At 69.5% G+C, this 24,402-nt stretch carries 31 protein-coding genes and 1 pseudogene; 13 read left to right on the plus strand and 19 right to left on the minus strand.

The features are described 5' to 3' along the window. Positions 1–23 precede the first annotated feature (23 nt). On the plus strand, positions 24–566 hold the full coding sequence (locus tag QFZ75_RS20710; RefSeq protein WP_307539010.1) for a GNAT family N-acetyltransferase: 543 nt from the start codon (positions 24–26) through the stop codon (positions 564–566). Between the two features lie 119 nt (positions 567–685). Here QFZ75_RS20710 and QFZ75_RS20715 read toward each other — a convergent pair whose 3' ends face one another. Then, positions 686–2,974, minus strand: coding sequence for a (Fe-S)-binding protein (locus QFZ75_RS20715; RefSeq protein WP_307539011.1), 2,289 nt, complete (start codon positions 2,972–2,974; stop codon positions 686–688). A 520-nt stretch (positions 2,975–3,494) separates the two neighbouring features. On the opposite strand from QFZ75_RS20715, the gene dnaK reads away from it, so the two are divergent. The 4 genes from dnaK (at position 3,495) to QFZ75_RS20735 (ending at position 7,808) form a co-directional block, all read left to right on the plus strand. Then, complete coding sequence (gene dnaK, locus QFZ75_RS20720; protein WP_307539013.1) at positions 3,495–5,360, plus strand: molecular chaperone DnaK; 1,866 nt, start codon at positions 3,495–3,497, stop codon at positions 5,358–5,360. Continuing rightward, positions 5,357–6,040, plus strand: a complete 684-nt coding sequence (gene grpE, locus QFZ75_RS20725) for a nucleotide exchange factor GrpE (RefSeq protein WP_307539015.1) — start codon at positions 5,357–5,359, stop codon at positions 6,038–6,040. The genes dnaK and grpE overlap by 4 nt, the downstream gene beginning before the upstream one ends. A gap of 87 nt (positions 6,041–6,127) precedes the next feature. Then, a complete protein-coding gene (gene dnaJ / locus QFZ75_RS20730; protein WP_307539016.1) occupies positions 6,128–7,327 on the plus strand; it encodes a molecular chaperone DnaJ in 1,200 nt (399 codons plus the stop codon). A gap of 7 nt (positions 7,328–7,334) precedes the next feature. Then, positions 7,335–7,808, plus strand: a complete 474-nt coding sequence (locus QFZ75_RS20735; RefSeq protein WP_307539018.1) for a heat shock protein transcriptional repressor HspR — start codon at positions 7,335–7,337, stop codon at positions 7,806–7,808. 63 nt (positions 7,809–7,871) lie between these two features. Here QFZ75_RS20735 and QFZ75_RS20740 read toward each other — a convergent pair whose 3' ends face one another. The 4 genes from QFZ75_RS20740 to QFZ75_RS20755 are packed head-to-tail and all read right to left on the minus strand — an operon-like array spanning position 7,872 to position 9,576. Further along, positions 7,872–8,072, minus strand: a complete 201-nt coding sequence (locus QFZ75_RS20740) for a DUF397 domain-containing protein (RefSeq protein ID WP_307539020.1) — start codon at positions 8,070–8,072, stop codon at positions 7,872–7,874. A 47-nt stretch (positions 8,073–8,119) separates the two neighbouring features. Continuing rightward, positions 8,120–8,845, minus strand: a complete 726-nt coding sequence (locus QFZ75_RS20745) for a bifunctional 2-polyprenyl-6-hydroxyphenol methylase/3-demethylubiquinol 3-O-methyltransferase UbiG (protein ID WP_307539022.1) — start codon at positions 8,843–8,845, stop codon at positions 8,120–8,122. Next, complete coding sequence (locus QFZ75_RS20750; protein WP_307539023.1) at positions 8,838–8,966, minus strand: DUF397 domain-containing protein; 129 nt, start codon at positions 8,964–8,966, stop codon at positions 8,838–8,840. Before QFZ75_RS20750 ends, QFZ75_RS20745 begins: the two co-directional genes overlap by 8 nt. Before the next feature lie 10 nt (positions 8,967–8,976). Then, positions 8,977–9,576, minus strand: coding sequence for a DUF5753 domain-containing protein (locus QFZ75_RS20755; protein ID WP_307539025.1), 600 nt, complete (start codon positions 9,574–9,576; stop codon positions 8,977–8,979). Between the two features lie 105 nt (positions 9,577–9,681). On the opposite strand from QFZ75_RS20755, the gene QFZ75_RS20760 reads away from it, so the two are divergent. Both QFZ75_RS20760 and QFZ75_RS20765 read left to right on the plus strand, forming a co-directional pair. Further along, positions 9,682–10,164 (plus strand): ATP-binding protein, encoded by a 483-nt coding sequence (locus QFZ75_RS20760; protein WP_307539026.1) that lies wholly within the window; start codon positions 9,682–9,684, stop codon positions 10,162–10,164. A gap of 163 nt (positions 10,165–10,327) precedes the next feature. Further along, entirely contained in the window at positions 10,328–10,960 is a 633-nt protein-coding gene (locus QFZ75_RS20765; protein ID WP_307539028.1) for a Uma2 family endonuclease, read from the plus strand. A gap of 14 nt (positions 10,961–10,974) precedes the next feature. Here the strand turns inward: QFZ75_RS20765 and QFZ75_RS20770 are convergent, their stop codons facing one another. The 3 genes and pseudogenes from QFZ75_RS20770 to QFZ75_RS20780 form a co-directional block, all read right to left on the minus strand. Beyond that, a complete protein-coding gene (locus QFZ75_RS20770) occupies positions 10,975–11,229 on the minus strand; it encodes a hypothetical protein (protein WP_307539031.1) in 255 nt (84 codons plus the stop codon). Positions 11,230–11,325: 96 nt separating this feature from the next. Next, positions 11,326–12,040, minus strand: a pseudogene (locus QFZ75_RS20775) (peptidoglycan-binding protein); the annotation flags it as partial. Between the two features lie 110 nt (positions 12,041–12,150). After that, a complete protein-coding gene (locus QFZ75_RS20780) occupies positions 12,151–12,621 on the minus strand; it encodes a hypothetical protein (RefSeq protein ID WP_307539034.1) in 471 nt (156 codons plus the stop codon). A gap of 134 nt (positions 12,622–12,755) precedes the next feature. On the opposite strand from QFZ75_RS20780, the gene QFZ75_RS20785 reads away from it, so the two are divergent. Then, positions 12,756–13,115 (plus strand): hypothetical protein, encoded by a 360-nt coding sequence (locus tag QFZ75_RS20785; RefSeq protein WP_307539036.1) that lies wholly within the window; start codon positions 12,756–12,758, stop codon positions 13,113–13,115. Between the two features lie 48 nt (positions 13,116–13,163). Here QFZ75_RS20785 and QFZ75_RS20790 read toward each other — a convergent pair whose 3' ends face one another. The 7 genes from QFZ75_RS20790 to QFZ75_RS20820 all read right to left on the minus strand — a co-directional run bounded on the left by QFZ75_RS20790 (position 13,164) and on the right by QFZ75_RS20820 (position 16,386). Next, on the minus strand, positions 13,164–13,550 hold the full coding sequence (locus QFZ75_RS20790) for a hypothetical protein (protein WP_307539039.1): 387 nt from the start codon (positions 13,548–13,550) through the stop codon (positions 13,164–13,166). Between the two features lie 14 nt (positions 13,551–13,564). After that, complete coding sequence (locus QFZ75_RS20795) at positions 13,565–13,855, minus strand: hypothetical protein (protein ID WP_307539041.1); 291 nt, start codon at positions 13,853–13,855, stop codon at positions 13,565–13,567. A gap of 120 nt (positions 13,856–13,975) precedes the next feature. Beyond that, entirely contained in the window at positions 13,976–14,572 is a 597-nt protein-coding gene (locus QFZ75_RS20800; protein ID WP_307539042.1) for a phage tail protein, read from the minus strand. 73 nt (positions 14,573–14,645) lie between these two features. Beyond that, positions 14,646–15,047 (minus strand): hypothetical protein, encoded by a 402-nt coding sequence (locus QFZ75_RS20805; protein ID WP_307539044.1) that lies wholly within the window; start codon positions 15,045–15,047, stop codon positions 14,646–14,648. 336 nt (positions 15,048–15,383) lie between these two features. Beyond that, a complete protein-coding gene (locus tag QFZ75_RS20810) occupies positions 15,384–15,587 on the minus strand; it encodes an excisionase family DNA-binding protein (RefSeq protein WP_307539046.1) in 204 nt (67 codons plus the stop codon). After that, on the minus strand, positions 15,587–16,096 hold the full coding sequence (locus QFZ75_RS20815; protein WP_307539048.1) for a hypothetical protein: 510 nt from the start codon (positions 16,094–16,096) through the stop codon (positions 15,587–15,589). Before QFZ75_RS20815 ends, QFZ75_RS20810 begins: the two co-directional genes overlap by 1 nt. Next, a complete protein-coding gene (locus QFZ75_RS20820) occupies positions 16,093–16,386 on the minus strand; it encodes a hypothetical protein (RefSeq protein ID WP_307539050.1) in 294 nt (97 codons plus the stop codon). Before QFZ75_RS20820 ends, QFZ75_RS20815 begins: the two co-directional genes overlap by 4 nt. Positions 16,387–16,637: 251 nt before the next feature. Between QFZ75_RS20820 and QFZ75_RS20825 the strand changes: the two genes are divergently transcribed. Continuing rightward, entirely contained in the window at positions 16,638–17,087 is a 450-nt protein-coding gene (locus tag QFZ75_RS20825; protein ID WP_307539052.1) for a helix-turn-helix transcriptional regulator, read from the plus strand. A gap of 23 nt (positions 17,088–17,110) precedes the next feature. Then, on the plus strand, positions 17,111–17,425 hold the full coding sequence (locus QFZ75_RS20830; RefSeq protein ID WP_307539054.1) for a hypothetical protein: 315 nt from the start codon (positions 17,111–17,113) through the stop codon (positions 17,423–17,425). A 120-nt stretch (positions 17,426–17,545) separates the two neighbouring features. Here QFZ75_RS20830 and QFZ75_RS20835 read toward each other — a convergent pair whose 3' ends face one another. Next, the gene (locus QFZ75_RS20835; protein WP_307539055.1) at positions 17,546–18,181 is read right to left on the minus strand and encodes a dihydrofolate reductase family protein; all 636 of its coding nucleotides are present in this window, start codon (positions 18,179–18,181) and stop codon (positions 17,546–17,548) included. Positions 18,182–18,484: 303 nt separating this feature from the next. Here QFZ75_RS20835 and QFZ75_RS20840 point away from each other — a divergent pair, with 303 nt between their 5' ends. Both QFZ75_RS20840 and QFZ75_RS20845 read left to right on the plus strand, forming a co-directional pair. Further along, complete coding sequence (locus tag QFZ75_RS20840; RefSeq protein ID WP_307539057.1) at positions 18,485–19,594, plus strand: substrate-binding domain-containing protein; 1,110 nt, start codon at positions 18,485–18,487, stop codon at positions 19,592–19,594. Between the two features lie 429 nt (positions 19,595–20,023). After that, positions 20,024–21,055 carry a LuxR C-terminal-related transcriptional regulator gene (locus QFZ75_RS20845; RefSeq protein ID WP_307539060.1) on the plus strand — a complete coding sequence of 344 codons (1,032 nt, stop codon included), beginning with the start codon at positions 20,024–20,026 and terminating at the stop codon, positions 21,053–21,055. On the opposite strand, the gene QFZ75_RS20850 is transcribed toward QFZ75_RS20845, so the two are convergent. Together QFZ75_RS20850 and QFZ75_RS20855 are read right to left on the minus strand one after the other, a co-directional pair. Continuing rightward, positions 21,018–22,001 carry a helix-turn-helix transcriptional regulator gene (locus tag QFZ75_RS20850; protein ID WP_307539062.1) on the minus strand — a complete coding sequence of 328 codons (984 nt, stop codon included), beginning with the start codon at positions 21,999–22,001 and terminating at the stop codon, positions 21,018–21,020. The genes QFZ75_RS20845 and QFZ75_RS20850 overlap by 38 nt on opposite strands. After that, positions 21,998–22,984 (minus strand): helix-turn-helix transcriptional regulator, encoded by a 987-nt coding sequence (locus QFZ75_RS20855; RefSeq protein ID WP_307539064.1) that lies wholly within the window; start codon positions 22,982–22,984, stop codon positions 21,998–22,000. The genes QFZ75_RS20850 and QFZ75_RS20855 overlap by 4 nt, the downstream gene beginning before the upstream one ends. A 391-nt stretch (positions 22,985–23,375) precedes the next feature. Here QFZ75_RS20855 and QFZ75_RS20860 point away from each other — a divergent pair, with 391 nt between their 5' ends. Beyond that, complete coding sequence (locus QFZ75_RS20860; RefSeq protein ID WP_307539066.1) at positions 23,376–23,711, plus strand: hypothetical protein; 336 nt, start codon at positions 23,376–23,378, stop codon at positions 23,709–23,711. A 178-nt stretch (positions 23,712–23,889) separates the two neighbouring features. On the opposite strand, the gene QFZ75_RS20865 is transcribed toward QFZ75_RS20860, so the two are convergent. Then, entirely contained in the window at positions 23,890–24,303 is a 414-nt protein-coding gene (locus QFZ75_RS20865) for a pyridoxamine 5'-phosphate oxidase family protein (protein WP_307539068.1), read from the minus strand. Between the last annotated feature and the right edge of the window lie 99 nt (positions 24,304–24,402).

Here is a 24,402-nt window from a genome sequence, read left to right on the forward strand (position 1 = left end):
CTCCGGCCGCCCGCACCGAACCGGTGCCGACACGACGTGAGACCCCCGTCGACGTACCCGCCGCGCGCGCCGTGATCGCGGCGGCCTTCGCGGGTCCGGACACCCCCGGCCCCCGGGACCCGGTGGAGGCCACCCTGCTCGACGCGCTGCGGACCTGCGGCGGCTGGCTGCCGGAGCTGTCGTTCGTCGCGGTCCAGGAGAAGGCCGGCGGGAAGGCCAACGGGAAGACCGGCGAGAAGACCGGTGAGGAGGCCGGTGAGAAGACCGGTGAGGAGGAGGTCACCGGGCACGTCGTCTGCACACGCGGACACGCCGACGGCGTACCGGCCCTGGCCCTGGGCCTGGGCCCGATCGGCGTGCGCCCCGACCACCAGCGCCACGGCACCGGCCTCGCCCTGATGCACGCGGTGCTCGGCGCCGCTGGCGCCCCTGGGCGAACCGCTCGTCGCCCTGCTCGGCAGCCCCGCCTGCTACGGCCGCTTCGGACAGTTTCCGGCCTGGCACCAAGCTGGGCGTCCTGCCGCCCGACCCCGCCTGGGGCGCGTACTTCCAGGTCCGCACCCTGACGGCGTACGAGCCGGCGCTGCGCGGCACATTCGCCTACGCGGAGCCGTTCGACCACGTCTGGGACGAGAGCCGCCCCTCCCACCAGGACTCGGGGGAGGGGCGGCTCGCGGCTGTCCGGCTACTTGACCGGTTCCGGCTGCGGCTCGCTCTCCGTCTCGGCCGTGCCCGCCGGGGGCTCGTCCGCGGAGGTCTTCACGGAGTCGAGCAGGAGCTGGGCCACGTCCACGACCTGCACGGACTCCTTGGCCTTCCCGTCGTTCTTCTTGCCGTTGACCGAGTCGGTCAGCATGACCAGGCAGAACGGGCAGGCGGTGGAGACGATGTCCGGGTCGAGGGACAGGGCCTCGTCGACGCGCTCGTTGTTGATGCGCTTGCCGATCCGCTCCTCCATCCACATCCGCGCGCCGCCGGCGCCGCAGCAGAAGCCGCGCTCCTTGTGGCGGTGCATCTCCTGCTGACGCAGGCCCGGGACGGCGGACATGATCTCGCGCGGCGGCGTGTAGATCTTGTTGTGCCGGCCCAGGTAGCACGGGTCGTGGTAGGTGATGAGGCCCTCGACCGGGGTGACGGGGACCAGCTTGCCCTCGTCGATGAGGTGCTGGAGCAGCTGGGTGTGGTGGATGACCTCGTAGTCGCCGCCGAGCTGCGGGTACTCGTTGCCCAGGGTGTTGAGGCAGTGCGGGCAGGTCGCGACGATCTTCTTCGCGGCCTTCGGCTTCCTGGACTCGGCGGTGACCTTGCCGTCGTCGTCCATCTCCTCGCCGAAGGCGGCGTTGAGGGACATGACGTTCTCCATGCCGAGCTCCTGGAACAGGGGCTCGTTGCCCAGGCGGCGGGCGGAGTCACCGGTGCACTTCTCGTCGCCGCCCATGATGGCGAAGCTGACGCCCGCCATGTGCAGCAGCTCGGCGAAGGCCTTGGTGGTCTTCTTGGCCCGGTCCTCCAGGGCGCCCGCGCAGCCGACCCAGTACAGGTACTCGACCTCGGTGAGGTCCTCGAGGTCGCGGCCGACGACCGGGATCTCGAAGTCGACCTCCTTGGTCCACTCCAGGCGCTGCTTCTTGGCCAGCCCCCAGGGGTTGCCCTTCTTCTCCAGGTTCTTGAGCATCGTCCCGGCCTCGGACGGGAAGGCGCTCTCGATCATGACCTGGTAGCGGCGCATGTCGACGATGTGGTCGATGTGCTCGATGTCGACCGGGCACTGCTCCACGCAGGCACCGCAGGTGGTGCAGGACCACAGGACGTCGGGGTCGATGACCCCGTTCTCCTCCAGGGTCCCGATCAGTGGGCGCTCGGCCTCGGCGAGCGCCGCGGCGGGCACGTCCTTGAGCTGCTCGGCGCTCGCCTTCTCGTTGCCCTCCATGTCCTTGCCGCCACCGGCGAGGAGGTAGGGGGCCTTGGCGTGCGCGTGGTCGCGCAGCGACATGATCAGCAGCTTGGGGGAGAGCGGCTTGCCGGTGTTCCAGGCCGGGCACTGCGACTGGCAGCGCCCGCACTCGGTGCAGGTGGAGAAGTCCAGCAGGCCCTTCCAGGAGAACTGCTCGACCTGGGAGACGCCGAAGACGTCGTCGTCGCCGGGGTCGGTGAAGTCGATCGGCTTGCCGCCCGACGTCATCGGCTGCAGCGCGCCCAGCGCGGTGGAACCGTCGGCGTTGCGCTTGAACCAGATGTTCGGGAAGGCCAGGAAGCGGTGCCAGGCCACGCCCATGTTGGTGTTGAGCGAGACGACGATCATCCACACGAAGGACGTGCCGATCTTGATCATCGCGACCAGGTAGACCAGGTTCTGCAGCGTGCCCACGCTCAGGCCCTTGAAGGCCAGGACCAGCGGGTACGAGGCGAAGTACCCGGCCTCGTAGCCCTCGACGTGGTGCAGGGCGCCCTCCAGGCCGCGCAGCACGTAGATGGCCAGGCCGATGGTGAGGATGACGTACTCGACGAAGTACGCCTGACCCGACTTGGAGCCCGCGAAGCGGGACTTGCGGCCGGCCCGCGAGGGCAGGCTCAGCAGCCGGATCACCATGAGCACGGCGATGCCCAGGACGGTCATCACGCCGATGAACTCGATGTACATCTCGAACGGCAGGAACTCACCGATCCACGGCAGCACCCAGTCGGCCTCGAAGAGCTGGCCGAAGGCCTGCAGCAGGGTCGGCGGCAGCGTCAGGAAGCCGACGGCCACGAACCAGTGGGCGAAACCGACGATGCCCCACCGGTTCATCCGGGTGTGACCGAGGAACTCCTTCACCAGCGTCACACTGCGCTGGTACGGGTTGTCGGTGCGGAGACCGGCGGGCACGGGCTGGCCGAGCTTGAAGTACCGGACGAACTGGCCGATGGCGCGTGCGATGAGCGCGACGCCGACCACGGTCAGGACCAGCGACACGATGATCGCGGCGAGTTGCATTTCGGGGCTCCTCGGGCCTGCGAGGTTGCATTACTGAGCGGTAGCTTACGCAGTCCTTCGAGACTACCCATTCCGCTGTCCGCACTGTAGTCAGCGACGCGGTGATCTGCGTCGCTGAGGCATGCCTGGGTACCCGCGGCGAAGCGGAGCCCTTCGGTGGGGGCGGGACCCGGCTTGTCGGCCGGGTGCCGCCCGGGTGGGGGCTTGTCGCGCAGTTCCCCGCGCCCCTCGAAAGCGGGGCTGCACCCCGGCTTTCGCCCTGAAGGGGGGTGGGGAACTGCGCGGCCCACCCCCACTGACCCGTACCCAGGTGCGGCGGGACGCGGTTTTCAGGGGCGCGGGGAACTGCGCGACCGGTCCCAACCGCCTCGCGGGCGGCGAACGACCCGCAGGTCACACCCCAACTTGCGCGTAAGCGAGAGATAAAGTTGAGCCCTCACGGCTCATCTCTGTTGACCAAGCGGCGAGCGTCATGCACACTTGAGTCCGTTCCACTCAAGTCATTGCTGGAGGAATTGAAATGGCACGTGCGGTCGGCATCGACCTGGGCACGACTAACTCCGTCGTCAGCGTTCTGGAGGGCGGTGAGCCCACCGTCATCACCAACGCCGAGGGCGCCAGGACCACGCCGTCCGTCGTCGCCTTCGCCAAGAACGGCGAGGTGCTCGTCGGCGAGGTCGCGAAGCGCCAGGCGGTCACGAACGTGGACCGGACCATCAGGTCCGTGAAGCGTCACATGGGCACGGACTGGAAGATCGAGCTCGACGGCAAGCACTTCAACCCGCAGCAGATGAGCGCCTTCATCCTGCAGAAGCTGAAGCGCGACGCCGAGGCGTACCTGGGCGAGAAGGTGGCCGACGCGGTCATCACCGTCCCGGCGTACTTCAACGACTCCGAGCGTCAGGCGACGAAGGAGGCCGGCGAGATCGCGGGCCTGAACGTCCTGCGCATCGTGAACGAGCCGACGGCCGCCGCCCTGGCGTACGGGCTCGACAAGGACGACCAGACGATCCTCGTCTTCGACCTCGGTGGCGGCACGTTCGACGTGTCCCTCCTGGAGATCGGCGACGGCGTCGTCGAGGTGAAGGCCACCAACGGTGACAACCACCTCGGTGGTGACGACTGGGACCAGCGGGTCGTCGACTACCTGGTGAAGCAGTTCCACAGCGGCCACGGCGTGGACCTGGGCAAGGACAAGATGGCCCTGCAGCGTCTGCGCGAGGCCGCCGAGAAGGCCAAGATCGAGCTGTCCTCCTCCACGGAGACCTCGATCAACCTGCCCTACATCACGGCGTCCGCCGAGGGCCCGCTGCACCTGGACGAGAAGCTCACGCGCGCCCAGTTCCAGCAGCTCACCGCCGACCTCCTGGAGCGCTGCAAGACGCCGTTCCACAACGTCATCAAGGACGCCGGCATCCAGCTGAGCGAGATCGACCACGTCGTCCTCGTCGGTGGCTCCACCCGTATGCCCGCCGTGGCCGAGCTCGTCAAGGAGCTCACCGGCGGCCAGGACGCCAACAAGGGCGTCAACCCGGACGAGGTCGTCGCCATCGGCGCCGCCCTGCAGGCCGGTGTCCTCAAGGGCGAGGTCAAGGACGTCCTGCTCCTCGACGTGACCCCGCTGTCCCTCGGCATCGAGACCAAGGGAGGGATCATGACCAAGCTCATCGAGCGCAACACCACGATCCCGACCAAGCGGTCCGAGATCTTCACGACGGCCGAGGACAACCAGCCGTCGGTGCAGATCCAGGTGTACCAGGGCGAGCGCGAGATCGCGGCGTACAACAAGAAGCTCGGGATGTTCGAGCTGACCGGTCTGCCGCCGGCCCCGCGCGGGGTCCCGCAGATCGAGGTCGCCTTCGACATCGACGCCAACGGCATCATGCACGTGACCGCGAAGGACCTCGGCACGGGCAAGGAGCAGAAGATGACCGTCACCGGCGGCTCCTCGCTGCCGAAGGACGAGGTCGACCGCATGCGCCAGGAGGCGGAGCAGTACGCGGACGAGGACCACCGCCGCCGCGAGGCAGCCGAGGCCCGCAACCAGGGCGAGCAGCTCGTCTACCAGACGGAGAAGTTCCTCAAGGACAACGAGGACAAGGTCCCCGGCGACGTCAAGACCGAGGTCGAGGCGGGCGTCGAGGAGCTGAAGGCCGCGCTGAAGGGCGAGGACACCGCCGAGATCCGTACGGCCACCGAGAAGGTCGCCGCCGTCTCCCAGAAGCTGGGCCAGGCCATGTACGCCGACGCCCAGGCCGCTCAGGGCACCGCGGGCGCCGAGGCCCCGGGCGCCGGTCCGGACGCCGGTGCCAAGGCCGCCGACGACGACGTCGTCGACGCCGAGATCGTCGACGAGGACCGTGACCGCAAGGACGGTGCCGCGTGACGGAGGAGACCCCGGGCTTCGACGAGCAGCCCGATGTCCCCTCCGGTGCCACCCCTGAAGACGCCGAGCCGAAGGCCGCCCCCTCCTCCGCGGAGGACGGGGCGGCCCGGGCCGGGGACACGGCAGCAGCTCAGTCAGCAGCTCAGATCGCAGGCCTGACGGCCCAGCTGGACCAGGTGCGCACGGCGCTCAACGAACGCACGGCGGACGTCCAGCGGCTCCAGGCCGAGTACCAGAACTACCGCCGCCGGGTCGAGCGCGACCGGATCGCGGTCAAGGAGCTCGCCATCGCGAACCTCCTGACCGAGCTCCTGCCCGTGCTCGACGACATCGGCCGCGCGCGGGAGCACGGCGAACTGGTCGGCGGCTTCAAGTCGGTGGCCGAGTCGCTGGAGACCGTCGCGGCGAAGATGGGCCTGCAGCAGTTCGGCAAGGAGGGCGAGCCCTTCGACCCGATGATCCACGAGGCACTGATGCACTCGTACGCGCCGGACGTCACGGAGACGACGTGCGTGGCGATTCTGCAGCCGGGGTACCGGTTCGGCGAGCGCACCATCCGCCCCGCGCGGGTGGCGGTGGCCGAGCCGCAGCCGGGCGCCCAGCCGGCCCAGGCCGACGAGGCGGACACGGCGGGCGCGGCGGCCGACGACAAGGAGAGCGGTGGCCCGGACGAGGGCTGACGTGACACGGACCGTACGCGCTCCCGCACGCACGGAGCACGCCGAGCGCGTACGTGAGAGTGACGTACGGAAGGAGGGGCGTCGAGGATGAGCACCAAGGACTTCATCGAGAAGGACTACTACAAGGTCCTCGGCGTCCCCAAGGACGCCACCGAGGCCGAGATCAAGAAGGCGTACCGGAAGCTCGCCCGCGAGTTCCACCCGGACGCCAACAAGGGCAACGCGAAGGCCGAGGAGCGCTTCAAGGAGATCTCCGAGGCGAACGACGTCCTCGGGGACCCCAAGAAGCGCAAGGAGTACGACGAGGCCCGCGCCCTCTTCGGCAACGGCGGCTTCCGGCCCGGACCCGGCGGGTCGGGCGGTTCCTTCAACTTCGACCTGGGGGACCTCTTCGGAGGCGGCCCCCAGGGCGGGGCACAGGGACCCGGTGGGGCCGGCGGTTTCGGCGGCGGCATAGGGGACGTCTTCGGCGGCCTCTTCAACCGCGGCGGCGCGGGCACCGGCCCCGGCGCCCGTACGCAGCCGCGGCGCGGCCAGGACATCGACACCGAGGTCACGCTCAGCTTCACGGAGGCGGTGGACGGCGCGACCGTCCCGCTCCGGATGACCTCGCAGTCGCCCTGCAAGGCCTGCTCGGGCACCGGCGACAAGAACGGCACGCCGCGCGTGTGCCCGACCTGCGTCGGCACCGGCCAGGTGGCGCGCGGCTCGGGCGGCGGGTTCTCGCTGACCGATCCGTGCCCGGACTGCAAGGGCCGCGGCCTGATCGCCGAGCACGCCTGCGCGGTGTGCAGCGGCTCGGGGCGCGCCAAGTCGTCCCGGACCATGCAGGTCCGTATCCCCGCCGGGGTGTCGGACGGCCAGCGCATCCGGCTGCGCGGCAAGGGCGCGCCGGGCGAGCGGGGCGGGCCCTCCGGTGACCTGTACGTCACCGTGCACGTGGACGCGCACCCGGTCTTCGGCCGCAAGGGCGACAACCTCACCGTCACCGTGCCCGTCACCTTCACGGAGGCGGCGCTCGGCGGCGAGATCCGCGTGCCCACGCTGGGCGGGCCCCCGGTCACCCTGAAACTGCCGCCGGGCACGCCCAACGGCCGTACGATGCGCGCCCGGGGCAAGGGCGCGGTCCGCAAGGACGGCACCCGCGGGGACCTGCTCGTCACCGTCGAGGTGAGTGTCCCGGCGGACGTGACGGGGAAGGCTCGTGACGCGCTGGAGGCGTATCGCGAGGCGACCGCGGAGGAGGATCCGCGGGCGGAGCTGTTCCAGGCCGCGAAGGGAGCATGAGGACACCATGGACGGAACCGGACGTCGTCGGCAGAACTCATTCACCGGCAGGGCTTACGAGCTGACGGAAGAAACACCGGTGTACGTCATCTCGGTGGCCGCCCAGCTGTCCGGCCTGCACCCGCAGACGCTGCGCCAGTACGACCGCCTCGGCCTGGTCTCCCCGGACCGCACGGCCGGGCGGGGCCGCCGCTACTCGGCCCGCGACATCGAACTGCTGCGCACGGTCCAGCAGTTGTCGCAGGACGAGGGCATCAACCTCGCCGGCATCAAGCGCATCATCGAGCTGGAGAACCAGGTGGCCGCGCTCCAGTCCCGGGTGGCGGAACTGCAGTCGGCCGTGGAGGGCGCGGCGGCGACGATGCAGCAGCGCGAGGCGGCGGTCCACGCCTCGTACCGCCGCGACCTGGTCCCGTACCAGGAGGTCCAACACACGAGCGCGCTGGTGGTGTGGCGCCCCAAGCGCCCACCGACGGACTGACGAACACGCGCAGGCACGGCCGGTGAAGGGGCCCGGAGGTTCACGACGAACCTCCGGGCCCCTTCACGCGGTCGGGTGTCCCGCAGTGGTGGAGCGGACGTGGTGCAGAAGCCGTGCGAGGCCCTGCGGGCCGGTGGAGAGAACGGTGTCGGGGGCGTCGCTCTCGCGGAGGCGGATCGTTCCGTCGGGGGCGGCGGCCATGTAGACACACTCGCCCTGCGGACCACCGCTGAACGTCGATTTCTGCCAGGTGAGTTCAGGCATCGAGGCCTCCTTGAAGGGTGCGGAGGACGAGAGCGGGCAGGGCGTTCTCAGCGCCGCTGCGCGACGAAGACGAACTCACGTCCGGGACGGTCGGGGGCGTCACGGACGTCTCGCACGACGAACCCCTGCGACTGCAGGTCTTCTTCGACCTCGCCCCGCTCGCGAAACCGCAGCGTCGAGTCCGAGGTCAGCACCTGCCCGTCCACGGTGAACACGTAGGTGTGGCGGAAGGACACCAGCTGCCCGCTCACCTCGGTCAGCTGGATCCAGCTCTCGACCGCGCCGGCCCCCGGGATCTCCGTCACGCTGTACGAGGCCTCGCGGTTCCACTCCTCCCAGGCGCGGCGGGCCGGATCCCGGGTCTCGAAGACCAGATGTCCGCCGGGCCGCAGCGCTTCGTGGGCGCCCCGCAGGGTCTGCTCCCATTCCCGGTCGTCGACGATCTGCTGGGCCGCGTTCGCCGTCATGGTCGCGAGGTCGACGCGCAGGTGCGGGAGTGTGGCGGCGTCACCGTGGATCCAGCGGACCCGCTCACTGCCGGGCTTGCCACGCGCCACGTCGAGCGACGCAAGCGCCGGATCGACCCCGACGACCTCGATCCCGCGCCCGGCGAGCAGCAGCGCGAACACACCGGTGCCGCAGCCGATGTCCAGGACGCGGCGCGCCTCGACCTCCTCGGCGATACGGAGGTACGGGTCGAGGTCGCTGCGGTCGGGGTCCAGGGGGTCGTAGATCGCGGCGAGGCGGGGGTGCGCGAAGGCCTCGTCAGCCATTGCCCTGCGCGCGGACGTGCTGCAGGAGTCCGGCGAGGCACTGCGGGGCGGTGGCTATGTAGAGACAGTTGCCCTGAGGGCCGCCGCTGAAGGATGACTTCTGCCAGCTCAGCTCAGGCATGCGGGTCTCCCTAGAGCGTGTAGAGAAGATGCTGGATGAGGGCCAGCGAGTCCTTTACTGAGTGTGCCGCCGGGGCCAACGATACGTCGATAGGGGCGAGGGCATTTTCGACGAGGTGATCGAACAACGCGGTGTACTCCAGCAGCTGTTCCTGCCTGGTCAAGTAGCGGGCCTCAAGCGGATTCTCGAGCAGTACGGTGCCCAACTTTGGCTCGCGGGGGATGAAGTGTGCGAAGTTCCCGCTGAGTGCCGCGTAGGCCTGGGCGCTGAACGGGTAGAGCTGGATCGTCACATGGGGCAGTCGAGCGATCTCGACCAGACGCAACAACTGCTCCCGTACGACCTCGGCGCCCCCGAAACGCATGTGCAGGGCCGCCTCGTGGATGACGGCGTGCACGGACGGCGGGTCGTCGCGCGTGAGAACGCGCTGCCGTTCCTTACGGAACCTCAGGCACTCCTCGATGTTGTCGAACCCGAGCTTCGGGCTGGTGAAGATGGCACGCGCGTACTCAGTGGTCTGGAAGAGCCCCGGAATGAACAGCGGTTCATGTGTCCGGATCTTCACGGTCTCTGATTCCGACTCGGTCAGATCGAGCGCGCCAGGATCCATATGCCTCTTGTGCGCGCTCCATCACCCCTTGCCCGTAGCCTCGGACATGGCGACCAAGGCCTGGATGTAGGTCTTATCCGTGCATCCGTAGAGGCGGAAGAGCTCATGGAGCCGCTCAGTCAAGATGGTCGTCTTCGCCGTCTCGATCTGGCTCAGCTGGGCCCTGCCCGCAGTGCCGCCCATCGCCCCGCTCAACTCGGCCACGACTACAGCCTGTTCGCGTCGGCGGACGCCACCGCGCCCCGTGTCTGCCGGGACTTCGTGCGGGCGGTCCTGTACACGCACGACCGTGAGCCGCTCGTCATGGCCGCCTCGCTGTGCACCTCGGAGCTGGTCACCGACGTCCATCTGCACACCAAGGGCACCGCCATACTCCGAGTCCGTCTGAACTCGGCCCGCCTCCACGTGAGCGTCTTCGACGAGAGCCCGGATCCGCCGGTCATGGCACGCCCCGCCGCAGGGGCCGTCGCCTGCTGGGGGCGAGGGCTGGCTCTGGTGGAGGAGGTGGCGGACATGTGGGGCGTAGCCGACGAGAGGGCGGGGCGGTACGCGAAGGGCGTGTGGTTCGAGCTGTGGCCGACGGGGTGAGCCGTTCCGGATTCGCCCGTTCGAGTGTACCGAGAACGTTTCCGCAGGTGAGCCCAGGTGGCTCCCTACCGTGAGGGCGTTGCTTGTGCCGCAAGCACGTCCAGCCCACACTTGAGGAGGTGACGCCACTATGACCGCTCTTGCACACGAGAGGCCCGAGACCATGACCGAGATCAGGACCGAGCCTCCGTACCTGCCCGAGAACGGGCCCGGCCTCGACGAGGTCCTGTGGCAGGCATGGGAAGCGATGGAACTCCCCGAGGGCTACCGCGCTGAGATTATTGAGGGAGCCATCGAGGTGTCACCCACCGGCCGCTACTCACACAGCCAGATCGTCTTCCTGCTCAAGGAGGCGCTGGGAGACTTTTTGAAGGGTGGGGACTTCGCTGCCCGGAACGACACGAACGTCATTCACGAGGGCTGTGTGTGGGTGCCAGACCTGTTCATCGTGGCCAGGGACGCCGAGCGCTATGTGACGGATGACGGGCTCGGCCTCACAGCTGCAGGCGTCCGAGTCGTCTTCGAGGTCGTCTCTCCCGGTAAACGCAACCAGGACCGCGACCGCGTCAAGAAGCGCCGCGAATACGCCCGCGCGGCGATCCCGGTCTACGTCATCATCGACGACCACGACGACGCGGGCACCGTAACCGTCCTCACCGAACCCCGCCCCGAGAAGGCCGACTGGGTCGGCGTCCACCGCGTGCCCTACGGCACCGAGGTCACCGTCCCCGAGGGCCCCGCCAAGGGTTTCGCCGTCACGGAGGCGATCACGGGACCCGCGCGAACCAAGAAGTAGCCGATCGGAAGTGGCTACCGGCCCGTGGTCTGCCACACCGTGAGCGCCAGGGCCAGACCAGACGTCGCCGCGGCCAGCGAAGGCAGCGGCCAGCGGGTGCGTTCCAGGGCCTCGATACGGGTCTCGTGTTCGGCGAGGGTCTTGTCGGTCTGGTCGACGCGCTGGAGGAGGAGCGCGAGGTCGCCCCGCGTGGTGGCGAAGCCGACGTCGACCGAACGGCGCAGGCGTTCCAACTCCAGGACGACCTCCTCGGTATCGGTCGCCGTCATCCAGTACCTCCCGCGATCGTCCTCGTCCGCATGGCATCGGTCATCGTGGTGCTCCTCTTGCTCCTCTTCCATGTCGTGGTTCTCGGGGCTCCGCCGTCAGACGTGCGGCACGCGCAGCTCGTCCCAGCTGACGCGGCCCGGGATGCCGTCCGCCGCCAGGCCCACGTAACCGAGGCCGCGCTGCCAGACCGCGTACGAGAGGACGTCGGCCTGCGTCCAGACGGGGCCGGGACCGGACGAGTACCGTCCGCAGCCCTCCGCCACCAACCGCCTGCCGACCGCGGTGATCAGCTCGCTGCGACGGCCCGGCACGAAGAACGCGGCGCCCGGGAAGGGTGCGTACACGGCAGGAGGGGGAGTAGGAGCCGGCTTGCTGCCCAGCCTGGCCCCGACCCGGGCGCGCAGTACCGCCATCGGGAACGACGGGTCGATCTTGCGCCGAGTCCATTCCTTGTGGGCGATCACGCTCGCCGCCGACCAGCCGTGCGCCCGGCAGATCGCAGCCGACAGCCGTTCCACCGCTTCGAGCTGGGCCGCCGGATAGGGGTCCCGGCCGTTGCCGAGGTTCTCGATCTCGAAGCCGTAGAAGCGGGCGTTGCCGTCCACGGCGTCCGGTCCGGGGGTGGGGGGGCGTGGCCTTCTCGGCCCGTACGGCGTCCAGGACCGCGGCCGAACCCGAACCGGCGTGGTTGGTGCGGCCGTACCCGAGGAGGCGCAGTGTCCCGGATTTGGTGATCAGCCCGACGCACAGCGGGCCCGGCAGCGCCGCGGTGCCGTCGTGGCACAGGCGGAGGCTGTCGGTGCCCACGGTGCGCAGCCGGCGGACGGAGGCGGATGCCTGGGAGGCCGCGCCGCGAAAACGTGCGAGCGCTCCGACGGCGCTGGTGGAGCTACGCGCGAGTGACATGGGAACTCCCCGGTTCAGGCGATCTCACGCGACGCGTTGCGTACGTCCTTGGCGAGATCGTTCAGTGAGCGGGACAGGGCGATGGAGGAACTGCGCAACGCTGTAATACGGTTTACGTCGATATTGGTGACGGGGGCCTGGGGAGGGGGTTCGGCTGCCCTGTTCTTGCGGGGGATTCCCATGTCGTCCCGGGCGTATCCGCGCTTTTGCAACAGTGAGGTCGCGAGTGCGTCTTTGTCGATGATGGTACTGGCCAGGAACCCGATCACCACCGCGGTGAGGGTGGACCAGGCGGCTATGGAGTTCACTTTCAAATCCTGTACGGCTTTCACCACCTCGTCCATGCCTATCAACTCGGCCCAGTTCTCGATCTGGGACGGTTCCTCCTTCGGTTCCTCCTTCGGCTTTTCCTTTGCGGTTGCTTCGAGCTTCTTCTTTATGTCGGCGACTTGTGCGTAGACGTCGTCGATTGAATGCTGAGTCATGAGGAAACCTCCTCGCTCTGCCCGCCGTGAATACTCGGAGAGTCTTGACGCAGACATGTCCTAGGCTCAATACTGGGCCAGTTCACGTCCGAGTGGGGGGCGATATGTACGGTCCTGCAATACCCGTCGTTGTCATGGCGGGTGTGGTGTTCTGGTTCTCTGCTGAAATTTTCCGACGCGGCAGAGCGCTACGGAGACGCGGTATTCGCATCGCCGCGAAATGTGTGGACAGGAAAAGGGACGCCAAAGGAATCAGCACGCTCACGATGCAATTCACGGCGGAGGACGGCAGCAAGTTACAGGTGCGGCTGGGGCCCTTCAGGAGTCCACCTGCGCTCGTAGGAGGGATCATCGATGTGGTCTATGACCCGGAGGACCTGTCCAATGCCGAGCTCCCGGACAAAGTGATGACCGGAAGGGTGTCCTTGCCGACGGCCGTCGGTTCCGGTCTGGTACTCGCTCTCGCGGTCTTCGTGCTGCTCTTCGGCGCCTGAAGGCGAGAAGAAGCCGCGAAGGAAAAGCGTAGGTGGGCCGGAGCGGGATCAGAGGAAGAAGCGGGTGAGTTCCTCCGCCGTCGGCGCGCCCGACCGCGCTCCTGTTCGTTCCGCCGGCCCGGCGTCCGGTTCGGTGCCCGGCCGGGGTACGGCCTCGGGGTACTCCAGCGCCTCGCTGTCCTCGTCCCGGTTGACCGTCGCGAACATCCAGTTCGCCTCCGCGAGCTGGTCGACGACGGAGGCGAGCAGGTAGTCCGTGACCGACCAGTCAGCGGCCTCGCCGTGCAGTTCGCGGGCCGTCGCGCTGCCGCGCGGAAGGTGCTGGACCAGCACCGAGAGCCGCCGCGACGACAACTGCCCCCGGTGCCAGTCCAGCAGGTCGACCCCGTAGTGGCGGAGCAGGTCCGCCTCCAGGGCCTCGGCGTGCTCTTCCACGAGCTCGCCGAGGCTCAGCCTTCCCCCAGGCCCAGCCCCGTCTCCTTGCCGTAAGCCTCCAGGATGGCCGCGATGTCCTGCATGGTGACGTCGTGCCGCTCGAACCGGGCGAACTGCTTCTCGCCCAGCAGGAGTCGAAGCAGGCCGTCCACGTCGTTGTCGTCGAGGTCGCGGAGTGTGCGGGCCGTGGTGCGGGTCAGCTCGGTCGGCAGCTCGAAACTGTCGTCGTCGAGCTCGAAGGTCCAGGCCTGCCCGAGCGCCTCCAGGCGCTGCGCGCGGGCCGCGTTGACGTTGAATCCGGCCATGGGTACTCCCTTGCGGGTGGTAGGGGGACGGGGTGCCGTGGTGTTTCTGGTGCGCGCTCGGCCCCACCGGCCGCGCAGCCGACATGCGACCGCGGCCGGTGGGCTGTCACGGAAGGTGGATCAGAGGGCGGCGTACGCCTTGTCCTTCATGATCCACTTAGCCAGTTCGCGCTTGGTGGTCTCCGCCTCCAGCGCGGTGTAGGTGACCCCGAGCTTCACCGAACCGGTCCGGGTGAAGCCCATCTCCTCGGTCTCGGTGACCTGCCCGCGCGGCAGGATGAAGCGGTACACGGCGTCCGTGCCGTCCGTGAACTCGATGCCGAGCGCCCGCTCGTCCTTGGACGGCGTACTCGGGATCAGGAACTCGTACGTGTCCGCCACCGCGGTACCGCCCACCGAGGTCTGGGCGATGTCGGTGGCCGGGATGCCCATGAAGAAGGAGAGCGTGCTCTTGTTCATCTGGAGCAGCTGGAACTTCACGGTCAGGTCGCGGTCGGAGTAGATGAAACGGCCCGGGCTCGCCGACTGCCAGGTGTCGACCGGGTCGATCTTGTCCTTCTTGTTGAGCTTGATGCCGTCGACGGAGGTGTAGCCCAGCTCCACCCAGCCGACCGGCCAGACGTCGTCGGACTTGACCGGCGCGGTGGTGCCGGCGGGGGCCACCAGGACCCGGCCGGTACCGGCGACGCGGATTTCCTTGCCGTTGTTCGTTGCCATGCGAACACCTCTTTCGGGTCAGAAAAGTTCAGGTCGGAAAAGTGCAGGGAGGTAACGGGTGTGCCGGGCAGGCTCAGCGGAGCCGCAGCAGCAGCCGGATCGTGGAGCGGTAGCGGTTCGCCGCCGACCGCGTGTAGTCGGGCAGCCAGCGCGGTCCGTCGGCCTCGGAGACATCGACGACCACCGCGGACCCGTACACCGTGTCGGCCAGCTCCAGGACACAGGCACGGGCGGACAGTGCCACGGTGTGCGCCGCGGGCTTGTCCGGGCCGTACGCCTCCAGGTCGAGCAGCGGCTGGTCGAGATGCTGGTCGTCGATCCAGGCGCCGCCCATGTGGGAGACGAGGACGACCTTCTGGGTGCCGTCGAACCCGGCCGGCGGGCGGCTGTCGACGGTGACGCCGCTCAGCTCGCTCCGGTTCTTGAGGAAGTCGACGACCAGTTGTTCGGCGTCGGGGAAGGTCAGGATGGCCACATGGACGCTCCCTTCGGGAGACGGGGTTTCCCGGATCCGGGGGATCTACGGGGATCTGCGGGCGTCGTGCCCGGGGCTGCCCCGAGATTCCGGGCAACACAAAGCGGCAGGTCCGCCGCCCGTCCGCCGGGCGCAGCTCTGCCGCTGCATCCAATGTGACACCGGTCGGGCAAACGTGCAACCGGCTTATGCCGCGGGGCTGTTCGGGCGTACGCAGGAGGGGCCCCACCGCGTGCTGCGGCGGGGCCCCTCCTGCGTACGGCGGGATCGGTGGTCGTACGGATCGCGGGCCAACGGTCATTCGTACTGCGGATCAGCGGTCGTTCGTACCGCGGATCAGTGGTCGTGGCGCCGGGCGCGGTGCGTCGTCCGTTCGGCGGCGAAGACGTCCTCCAGGCGGAACAGGCGTCGTCGGCCCTGTGTGTCGGCGGACCGCAGATGGCCGCGCTGCACCCACTTGCGGATGGTCGCGGTGGTGACCCCCGCCTCGTCGGCGGCCAGCTCAGTAGTGATCAATGGGGTGTTCAGGGTTCTGTTCACTACGCCTCGGCCTCCAGCACCCGCCGGCACGCGGGATTGACGCACCTGATCTCGGCCCGTTCCGGGAGCGCCCGCAGGGAGACGCAGTCGCATGCGGGGCAGCGGCCGGGCAGCCGTACGAGCTGCTCCGGGTCGCCGAGCGCGCGGGCGCAGCGTGCGGCCATCCGCCGGGTCTCGTCCTCGACGTGCGGAGCGAGCAGCGGGTCGGCGGCGATGCGGTCAAGCAGTCCGGCGACACGGCGCAGCCGTACCGGTACGGACGCCGGGGGCACCGGCCGCAGACCGAGCCGTTCGCGTACGGCCTCCTCCAGCTCGACGACTCCGTCGGTGATGTCCCGTACGGCGTCCGAGACGTAGAGACGGACCGGAGTGGTCGTACCGCCGACGGGTCCGTCGCCACGTCGTTCCCGCGGTCCGCCGCGGCCCGCGGGGGACAACTCGTCGACGAGGTCCGGCCACCGGCGGACGAGTGAGGCGATCCATACGGTTCCGTCCTGGTTCTCGCTCATCGGGTGACCTCGCGTCCGTTGCGCCACAGGCGGCCACCGCTGACCCCGTCGAACCAGGTGTGCGAGGGGTCGACGACGGCCTCGCACCGCTTGCGGATCGGGCACCGGCCGCAGGCGCGTAAGACGGGCTCGGCCTCGGCCGGTACCCGGGTGAACACCGAGTGCTCGGACAGGTGGGCGCAGGCGGCCTCTCTGCGCCAGTCCAGTTCCGTGTTCGGTGTAGAGGGAAACGCAAGGGGGCGACGGGTGGCGGTGGATGTGGTGGCGGTCGCGGACGGCTGGTCGGTCACGTGCAGCCCCTCCCTGTTTATGGGAACATGTGTTCGACAGTTGCGGGCGAGCGGACAGGGTTACATGTTGCGAGCGCGTACGCAAGTGATTACGTTCCGTGAGGGGAGGCGCGGTGACGGCCCGGTATTCCCGTTTTTCCTGCGCAGAGTTACTGACGTCGCCGAATCTCCACAGTTACGTGCGAGCGCGCACACACCTTGGCGCGGGTGTGCTCGGTACGCTGCCCCGGCGACGAGGGGAGAGCGGACACATGGCTTCGACTTCGCGGGCGGGTACCCGCGCGGATCAGAACCACCGGGCCACGGGGCTCGGCGAGTTCGCCGGCTGGATCGAGGAACTGCTGCGCGCCCGGGACTACGACATCGACAGCCCGCGCGGCGGCGGCCGTTCGAAGCTGGCCGACGACGCCGGGGTGCACCGGGCCGCCGTGAGCCGGCTGCTCCAGCGGCAGTCCATGCCCGATCTGGAGACGATGCGGCGCATCGCGGCCGTACTCGGCGTGCCCCTGCGGGAGATGCTCATCCGCTCGGGCCGGCTGACCGAGGAGGATCTGCCGCTCACGGGCGGCGGCCGTCCCGCCGAGGGTGAGGAGCAGCCGCGGCTCAGCCCCGAGGAGGCCGCCCGCCGGATGGGCGTCCCGCCCGAACTGCGGGACCTGTTCGCCGGGGTGGCCCGGCAGTTCCTGCCGGAGGGCGCTTGACGGACGAGGAGCCGGAGCACGGCATGAATGACGTGGACGACGACGGCAGCACCGGCAGTGTCGGTGGCGGCGAGGGGCGGCGCGTCGCCGGACTCGTGGGCGAACTCCTCGGCGTACTGGCCGAGAAGGTCCGCTCGGCGGGCCCGGACGCCGTCCGCGTGCTCACCGAGGAAGAGCTGCAGCGGCACCAGTTGAGCTGGTTCCGCGCGGGCTGGGAGGAGCACGCCCGGGCGTCCGGCCAGGAGGACCTGGTGGGCCCGGACCGGCCACCGGCCCGCCTCCTCCCCTTCCCCGAACGTCCGAGGGGCCATGAACACCCCTCGGACGACGGCGGTTGAGGGGGCCGACTCGGGCCGCCCGCGCCTCTGTCCCCGCCGCCGCCCCTGCCGCCGTCCCTGCCTACGCGTCTGTCTCCGCTCCCGCTCCTGCCCCCACCCCGCCTACGCCCCCGCCTACGCCTACGCCCCTGTCCCCGCTCCGGCCTCCCTGGCCGTGTCCGCCGTGGCCGTGGCTGTGTCCGCGGCCGCGTCCGCTCCCGCGCGCGTGTAGCGCAGCAGCACCACTCCGTTGCCGAACACCCGGGACTCGACCAGCCGCAGTCGGGCGAACGCGTCCGTGTCGTGGAAGAGGGGGCGGCCGCGCCCGAGCAGCACCGGATGGACGTAGATCGCGTACTCGTCGATCAGGTCGTGGCGCCGGAACTCCGCCGCGAGCTCCGCCCCGCCGACCGCGAGGTCCCCGCCCTCCTGCTCCTTGAGCGCCCTGATGACGTCGGGGGCGACCTCCCGTACGACGGTCGCGTTCCAGTCGGCCCTGTCCAGCGTCCGCGAGAAGACGATCTTCGGCATGTCCCGCCAGATGGGGGCGAACTCGCGGATCGCCTCGGGATTCGCGGGGTCCTGGTCGGCGGCCGGCCAGTACCGCACCATCAGTTCGTGGGTGACGCGGCCGGTCAGCAGGCCACCCAGCGCGCCGATGCGTTCGTTCATGTGCCGGTGCAGTTCGTCGTCGACCATGTGCCAGTCGATCTCGCGGTTCGGTCCCTCGAAGAAACCGTCGAGGGAGACGGACATGCTCAGGATGATCTTTCGCATCGCGGACCTCACCGGGTGGGAGCGGGAACGGGAGCGGACGCGTCAGACGGTAGCCCAGGTCCGGTACGGCACCGGGGTCCCGGTGGTCGGAACGGGCTATCCGGTATCGCACCTTTCGTGCGGGATCGCGGTGCGGGGAGAGCGTGAACCGTCACTCGGTGGATCCGCCCGACTTCACCCCCGTCCCTTCACAGGTTTCTGTTGCGATGTCGTTAGCAGTTACTCCTTGACGCCCCGCAAACCCCCGCGTTGTCTTTTTGTCACCTGGGCCCGCACTGTCGCCCTCGTCCGGAAGGCACCGAAGTGAACCGCGCCATACGTCGTACCGCCCTTGTCATCAGCGCCTCCTCCCTGACCCTGACCCTCGCCGCGTGCGGCGGCGGTGACGACGGTGGAGCCGGGGCGACCCCGACCAAGGGCGACGACATCACCGTGGGCCTGCTGCTGCCGGAGAAGTCCAACTCCCGCTACGAGAAGTTCGATTACCCCATCATCAAGAAGAAGGTCGGCGAACTGACCAACGGCAAGGGGAAGGTCGTCTACGCCAACGCCGGACAGGACGCCGACGCACAGGACCGCCAGCTCGCCGAGATGGTGGCCGACGGGGTGGACGTGCTGCTGGTGGACGCCGTGGACTCCCACGCCATCGCAGGCGGTGTGAAGAAGGCCAAGGCGGCGAAGATCCCCGTCATCGCGTACGACCGGCTGGCCGAGGGCCCGATCGACGCGTACATCTCCTTCGACAACGAGGCGGTCGGGCAGGTGCAGGGGCGGGCCCTCGCCGACCGGCTGGGCGACGGCGGCAAGGCGCAGAAGATCGTCATGATGAACGGCGCCGTGACGGACCCGAACGCCGCGCAGTTCAAGGCGGGCGCCCTCGCCGAGCTGGAGGGCAAGGTGACCGTCGCCAAGACGTACGACACCAAGGACTGGAAGCCGGCGAACGCCCGCGCCAACATGATGGCGGCCATCTCCTCCATCGGCGTCGACAACATCGCGGGGGTGTACTCCGCCAACGACGGCATGGCGGGCGGCGTCATCTCCGCGCTCAAGGCCGCCGGGGTGAACAAGCTGCCGCCGGTCACCGGCCAGGACGCGGAGCTGGACGCGGTGCAACGCGTCCTCTCGGGCGACCAGTTCATGAGCGTGTACAAGCCGTACCCCGACGAGGCCGAGGCCGCCGCCGAGGCGGCCGTGGCCCGGGTCCGCGGCTACGGCATCGAGTTCGACTCGCTCACCCCCGACCGGGTCTCCAGCCCCACCGCCAAGAACATTCCGGCCAACCTCGTCCAGGTCTCCGCCCTGACCCGCGACACCATCGACTCGACGGTCGTCCAGGACGGCATCTACTCGGTCGACGAGATCTGCACGGCCAAGTACAAGGCGGCGTGCGACTCGCTCGGCATCAAGTAGCCCCCTCCCCACCCCGCTCGCCCCCCGTTCCGGACCCCGGAGCGGGATTCGGCCGGTTCCGTCGGTCCGGGGCGCCGCCGGTGCGGGTCCGCGGACGGCCGCGGCCCGGTCCGGCCGCCCGCGCGGCACGCTGCGCGCGGGCGCCGGCACGTACGCCCCACGCGGGTCCTCGACGACCTGACGTCGCACGCGGCACATCACGCCACGGCCGCCCGGGGTTTTCCGGCGGCTCACGCGGGCGACGCACCCCGGGGCGCGGATGCGCGGTGCCGCCGCCCCCCGCTTGCTGCAACGAGTCATACGGAGCCGTGCCCAAAGACGGATCAAGCGGTGCGATAGGGGGCATGGGGAGAGGGGAGCCGTGTTGCGGAGGCGGGGTCGGCCGCGCATAGTTGCGCTCCGAAGAGGCTGGAACCGGGGGTTGGGGAGATGGCCGGGCACAGGACGGAAGCGCATCCACACGGTGCTGACCGCCTGTGCGATGCCGGGGACCGGGTCTACTCCCGCGCGGTGCGGCGCGGACGGGTGTCCCGCGAGGACGCCGAACCGGTGCCCTGCCTGGTCGAACTGGCGCTGCTGCACCCCGACCCCGACGACATGGGATGGCTGGTGCCGACCTCGCCGCAGGAGGTCATGACGCGCCTGCTGCGGGAGATGCACGACCACGTCGTCGCCACGCAGTCACGCATGGGCGAGGCGGTCTCCGCCTTCGAGTGGTACGCGGCCCTCGGCGGCGCGCGCTCACCCACCGAGGGAGTGGCGATCCGGGTGCTCGACGGACTGCCCCGGATCCGCGCCGCGATGGACGAGGCGACCGAGGCGTGCACCTCCGAGGTGCTGGCCGTCCAGCCGGGCGGCATCCGCCGCGAGGACGAACTCTCCGAGGGCCTGCACCGGGCGCTCGCGCTGCGCCGCCGCGGCGTGCGCATGCGCGACCTGTACACGCACGTGGCCCGGCACGGCCAGGGCCTGCGCAATTACATGGAGCTGATGGAGGAGGCGGCGGAGGCCCGCACCCTCGACGAGGTCACCGAGCGGCTCATCGTCTTCGACCGCACGGTCGCGTTCATACCCGCGAGCCCCGACCGCACGGTCGCGCTGGAGCTGCGGCACCCGGCGCTGGTGGACTACCTGGTCACCGTGTTCGAACGGCTCTGGCGCCTGGCGATCCCCCTGACCGCTCCCCTCCCGGACACCGGCATCGAGGGCATCACCCACCGCGAACGCTCCATCGCGGCGCTGCTCGCGGAGGGGCACCAGGACGCGGTGGTCGCGGAGCGCCTGGGCATCAGCGTCCGGACGTGCCGGGCGCACATCGCCCGCCTCTCGGAGACGCTGGGCGCCGCCAGCCGTACGCAGCTGGGGGTGCGGATCGCCCAGGCCGGCCTGGACGGCCCGCCGCGCTCCGTGGAGCTCCAGCCGCTCAGCGCTCCTGGTCCAGAATCCCCGACCGGCCGATGAGGTAGCCGAGCTGGGCCCGGCTCCCGCTGCCGAGGGTCGAGGCGAGCTTGGCTATGTGGACGCGGGCGGTGCGGACGTTCAGGCCGAGCCGCTCGGCGATCACGGCGTCGGTGTGCCCTTCGACGAGAAGACTCGCGACGGCCTGCTGGCGCGGGGTGACGCCGTTGAGGGACGGGCGGTGCACGGCGACCGGGTACATGGGGTCGGCCAGGCGCCAGAGGCGGTCGAAGGTGGTGCCGAAGAAGCCGAGGAGGGCCGGGTGGCGGACTTCCAGGGCGAGGCCGCCGTCCCGGTCGGCGGGGATGAAGGCGACGGTGCGGTCGACGACGATGAGCCGGTCGGTGACCTCGTCGAGGGAACGGGCCTCGACGTCGCCCTCCAGCTGTTCGTAGCGGGAGAGAACGGTGGGCGAATGGCGCACCGTGTGCTGGTAGAGGGTGCGGATCCGGCAGCCGCGGTCCAGCAGGGCCTGGTCGCGCTCCAGGGAGACGGCCTCGGCCGTATGGCGGCGCTCACCGGTATGGGTGTGGGGCTGGACGGTGAGGAGTTCACGGGACGCGCGCGCCATGGCCTCGGTGATGGCCTCGTTGATCTGCTGCGAACCGCTGAGGACGGTGGTCGCCGGTGTGTCCGCGGTCGCCGTCCGGTGGCCGCCGACCCGCATCAGCGGTTCGAACGCCGCGGCCAGCCGCTCCTCGCGCCGTCGCTCGTGCGCTATGCGTTCGCCGGACCTCCGCAGCAACCGGTGCAGGGCGACGACCGGTGCGACCGGTTCCAGACGGCCCGGGTCCGCCACGGCGGGATGCAGCAGTCCGAAGCCGACGAGGCAGGGAGCCCTTTCGGCGTCCGCACCGGGCACGCGGCCCTCGCGCAGGGCCCGCTCGTAGAGCTCCGCGCCGGCCGCGCACAGTTCCTCCACACCATGTTCCGGATGTGGAGACGTCATTCCGCGATGTCCTGCTTGAGGATCCCTGATTCGGCTATCAGGTAGCCGAGCTGTGCCCGACTGCCGCTGCCCAGGGCGGTGGCCAGCTTCGCTATGTGGGCGCGGCAGGTCCGTACGTTCATGCCGAGGCGCCGGGCTATCGCCTCGTCGACGTGGCCCTCCACCAGGAGTTTGGCGATGGAGTGCTGGATGTTCGTGATGCCGTCGGGGGCGGTCTCGTAGGGTGCGCCGGCGCTCAGCGGGACGGCTCGGCCCCAGACGAACTCGAAGACCTTGATCAGGTAGCGGACCAGGCCCGGGTGGCGCAGTTCCAGGGCGACCTGCTGGTCGTCGCGGGTGGGGATGAAGGCGACGGTCTCGTCGCAGATGATGAGCCGTTCCACCAGCTCGTCGATGGTGCGGTACTCCACCTTGCCGTTGGACAGCTGGGCCACGTAGGCCAGTTTCTCCTGGCTGTAGCGGGCCGTGTGCTGGTAGAGGGTCCTGATGCGCACACCGCGCTCGGTCAGCGGCCTGTCCCGCTCCAGCCCGTGCATCAGGTTGCGTTCGGAGATGCGGTTGCTCGGCTGGATCGTGAGCACCTCGGTCTGGCACTGGGCCGTGGCCAGGTTGAGCGCCGCGTTGATCCGGTCGCCGCCCTCCAGCACCGTGATGGAGTGGGTGGGCGCGGTCACCTGGGCACTGAGCGCCATGAACGGCTCGAAAGCGTCGGTCAGTTCGATCGACAACCGCCGGTGCGCCGTGATTTCCCGTTCTATGGGGTTGAGCCGCTGGGCCAGGGCGACCGTCGGGGGGACCGGGCGCAACCAGCCCGCGTCGTCCGGATCGGGGTGAAGGAGGGCGAACTCCATCAAGCAGGGAGTGGACTCGACCTCTTCGCGAGCGATACGTCCCGTACGGAGCGCATTCGCATAGAGACGGCCACCCTCCTCGCACAGCTCGGTCACCGCATGGGGATGTGCCGGTTTAGGTCGGTTCGCCATCAAATCTCCACCCCCCAGGGTCCTGAACGTGCAGGAACATGATGCATCGATTATGTGGCCATGACGTGCCCGAATGAGCCATCGTCGTATCCGACGGGGGAGAGGGACCTTCAAGTGAGGACGAAGCCGACTATGGGTAAGAGAATGCTTCGCTCGGCGCTTGTCGCCGTCTTCTCCGCCGTTGTGGCCTTCGGAGCACTGAATGGCCTCTCCGACGCGAAGGACGACGTTCGAGCGGACACGAGCTGGCCGGTGGCCGCGGGGAACGCTGCTGTCCCCCCTGACACCAGTTGGCCGGCGGCACCGGCCGATCCGGTGGCACCGGTGGCTCCGGCGGACTTCGACACCAGTTGGCCGGCACCTCCGGTAGACGGCAGCATCGGGGGCTGACATGAGCACTCCTCCCGACGACCGCTCCTTCCGCAGGGAAATGGCCACGGCCTACCGCTCCGGATGGCACTTCATCGACCTGGCCACCGCCATCCCCCACAGCGGTGACTCGTTGATGGTGACCGTCTTCGGGGAGCCGGTCGTGGTGACCCGGGACGACGAGGACGACGTGCGGGCGTACCGCTGTCTGCGACGGCCCCGGGGGGCGCCGCAGCCGGTGCGGTGTGCCATCCGGTACGGAATGATCTTTGTGAACCTCGATCAGCGCGACCATCGGCTGGCCGAGCCGGAAGCCCCGGACGTACGAACCATCTCAGCCACCCCCCGCAGTGCCTGACGCGATTCCCCCGTCGTTGTAGATCGCTCAGGCGCTTCCCCCCGCAGCGGCGTCACCGTGACCTGAACACGGTGACGCCGCTGCAGTTTCCAGGCATGTCGCGACAGGCATGTTTCAGGCTGCTCCGCGACTTCACAAGGGCGGAAACCGGCCGTATGCCCGAGCGGGTCCGCCGGAGTCACGGATTTCCCATCGCTGATGTCAGCGCGATCTCGACGACCACCCGGGACGGGTTCGGACCCGGTGTCCTCGTGTACCGCTCGGCGTACCGGCGCACCGCCTCCGCGACCCGCCCGGGGTCCGAGGACACCGTCGCGCGCCCCTCCAGCGTGGCCCACCGCCGCCCGTCCACCTGGCAGACGGCGACCGCCATGCCGTCGGGCCCGGCGGCCAGCACGTTCCGCACCTTCCTGCTGGATCCGTCGGCGATCACCCGGGCCAGACCGGCCCGCGGATCGTAGGTGACTCCGACGGGCACCACGTGCGGGGTGCCGTCGGGACGGAAGGTGGTCAGGGTGCACAGGTGGCGTTCCCGCCAGAAGGCGAGATACGGGTCGCCGGGATCGCGTGGATTCACGGGGTACGAGGACATGGGCGGAACCGTACGCTCCCGTCATCCTCTTGAGTGGAATAGACTCAACTTTGTGTACGTTGGTTGGGTCAGCCAACGCCGGAGTGCGGCACGTCGCAG

Source organism: Streptomyces sp. V3I8 (assembly GCF_030817535.1).
GTDB lineage: Bacteria > Actinomycetota > Actinomycetes > Streptomycetales > Streptomycetaceae > Streptomyces.

Excerpts from the sequence above, each read along its gene's own strand:
- QFZ75_RS20735 (WP_307539018.1), top strand. The coding sequence starts at position 7,335 with ATGGACGGAACCGGACGTCGTCGGCAGAACTCATTCACCGGCAGGGCT.
- QFZ75_RS20785 (WP_307539036.1), top strand. The coding sequence starts at position 12,756 with ATGGCGGGTGTGGTGTTCTGGTTCTCTGCTGAAATTTTCCGACGCGGC.
- QFZ75_RS20750 (WP_307539023.1), bottom strand. The coding sequence starts at position 8,966 with ATGCCTGAGCTGAGCTGGCAGAAGTCATCCTTCAGCGGCGGCCCTCAG.
- QFZ75_RS20780 (WP_307539034.1), bottom strand. The coding sequence starts at position 12,621 with ATGACTCAGCATTCAATCGACGACGTCTACGCACAAGTCGCCGACATA.
- QFZ75_RS20745 (WP_307539022.1), bottom strand. The coding sequence starts at position 8,845 with ATGGCTGACGAGGCCTTCGCGCACCCCCGCCTCGCCGCGATCTACGAC.
- QFZ75_RS20855 (WP_307539064.1), bottom strand. The coding sequence starts at position 22,984 with ATGGCGAACCGACCTAAACCGGCACATCCCCATGCGGTGACCGAGCTG.
- QFZ75_RS20755 (WP_307539025.1), bottom strand. The coding sequence starts at position 9,576 with ATGGATCCTGGCGCGCTCGATCTGACCGAGTCGGAATCAGAGACCGTG.
- QFZ75_RS20845 (WP_307539060.1), top strand. The coding sequence starts at position 20,024 with ATGGCCGGGCACAGGACGGAAGCGCATCCACACGGTGCTGACCGCCTG.
- dnaK (WP_307539013.1), top strand. The coding sequence starts at position 3,495 with ATGGCACGTGCGGTCGGCATCGACCTGGGCACGACTAACTCCGTCGTC.
- QFZ75_RS20850 (WP_307539062.1), bottom strand. The coding sequence starts at position 22,001 with ATGACGTCTCCACATCCGGAACATGGTGTGGAGGAACTGTGCGCGGCC.
- QFZ75_RS20795 (WP_307539041.1), bottom strand. The coding sequence starts at position 13,855 with ATGGCCGGATTCAACGTCAACGCGGCCCGCGCGCAGCGCCTGGAGGCG.
- QFZ75_RS20765 (WP_307539028.1), top strand. The coding sequence starts at position 10,328 with ATGACCGAGATCAGGACCGAGCCTCCGTACCTGCCCGAGAACGGGCCC.
- QFZ75_RS20830 (WP_307539054.1), top strand. The coding sequence starts at position 17,111 with ATGAATGACGTGGACGACGACGGCAGCACCGGCAGTGTCGGTGGCGGC.
- QFZ75_RS20770 (WP_307539031.1), bottom strand. The coding sequence starts at position 11,229 with ATGACGGCGACCGATACCGAGGAGGTCGTCCTGGAGTTGGAACGCCTG.
- QFZ75_RS20715 (WP_307539011.1), bottom strand. The coding sequence starts at position 2,974 with ATGCAACTCGCCGCGATCATCGTGTCGCTGGTCCTGACCGTGGTCGGC.
- QFZ75_RS20825 (WP_307539052.1), top strand. The coding sequence starts at position 16,638 with ATGGCTTCGACTTCGCGGGCGGGTACCCGCGCGGATCAGAACCACCGG.
- QFZ75_RS20760 (WP_307539026.1), top strand. The coding sequence starts at position 9,682 with ATGGAGCCGCTCAGTCAAGATGGTCGTCTTCGCCGTCTCGATCTGGCT.
- QFZ75_RS20815 (WP_307539048.1), bottom strand. The coding sequence starts at position 16,096 with ATGAGCGAGAACCAGGACGGAACCGTATGGATCGCCTCACTCGTCCGC.
- QFZ75_RS20865 (WP_307539068.1), bottom strand. The coding sequence starts at position 24,303 with ATGTCCTCGTACCCCGTGAATCCACGCGATCCCGGCGACCCGTATCTC.
- QFZ75_RS20835 (WP_307539055.1), bottom strand. The coding sequence starts at position 18,181 with ATGCGAAAGATCATCCTGAGCATGTCCGTCTCCCTCGACGGTTTCTTC.
- QFZ75_RS20800 (WP_307539042.1), bottom strand. The coding sequence starts at position 14,572 with ATGGCAACGAACAACGGCAAGGAAATCCGCGTCGCCGGTACCGGCCGG.
- QFZ75_RS20740 (WP_307539020.1), bottom strand. The coding sequence starts at position 8,072 with ATGCCTGAACTCACCTGGCAGAAATCGACGTTCAGCGGTGGTCCGCAG.
- dnaJ (WP_307539016.1), top strand. The coding sequence starts at position 6,128 with ATGAGCACCAAGGACTTCATCGAGAAGGACTACTACAAGGTCCTCGGC.
- QFZ75_RS20860 (WP_307539066.1), top strand. The coding sequence starts at position 23,376 with ATGAGCACTCCTCCCGACGACCGCTCCTTCCGCAGGGAAATGGCCACG.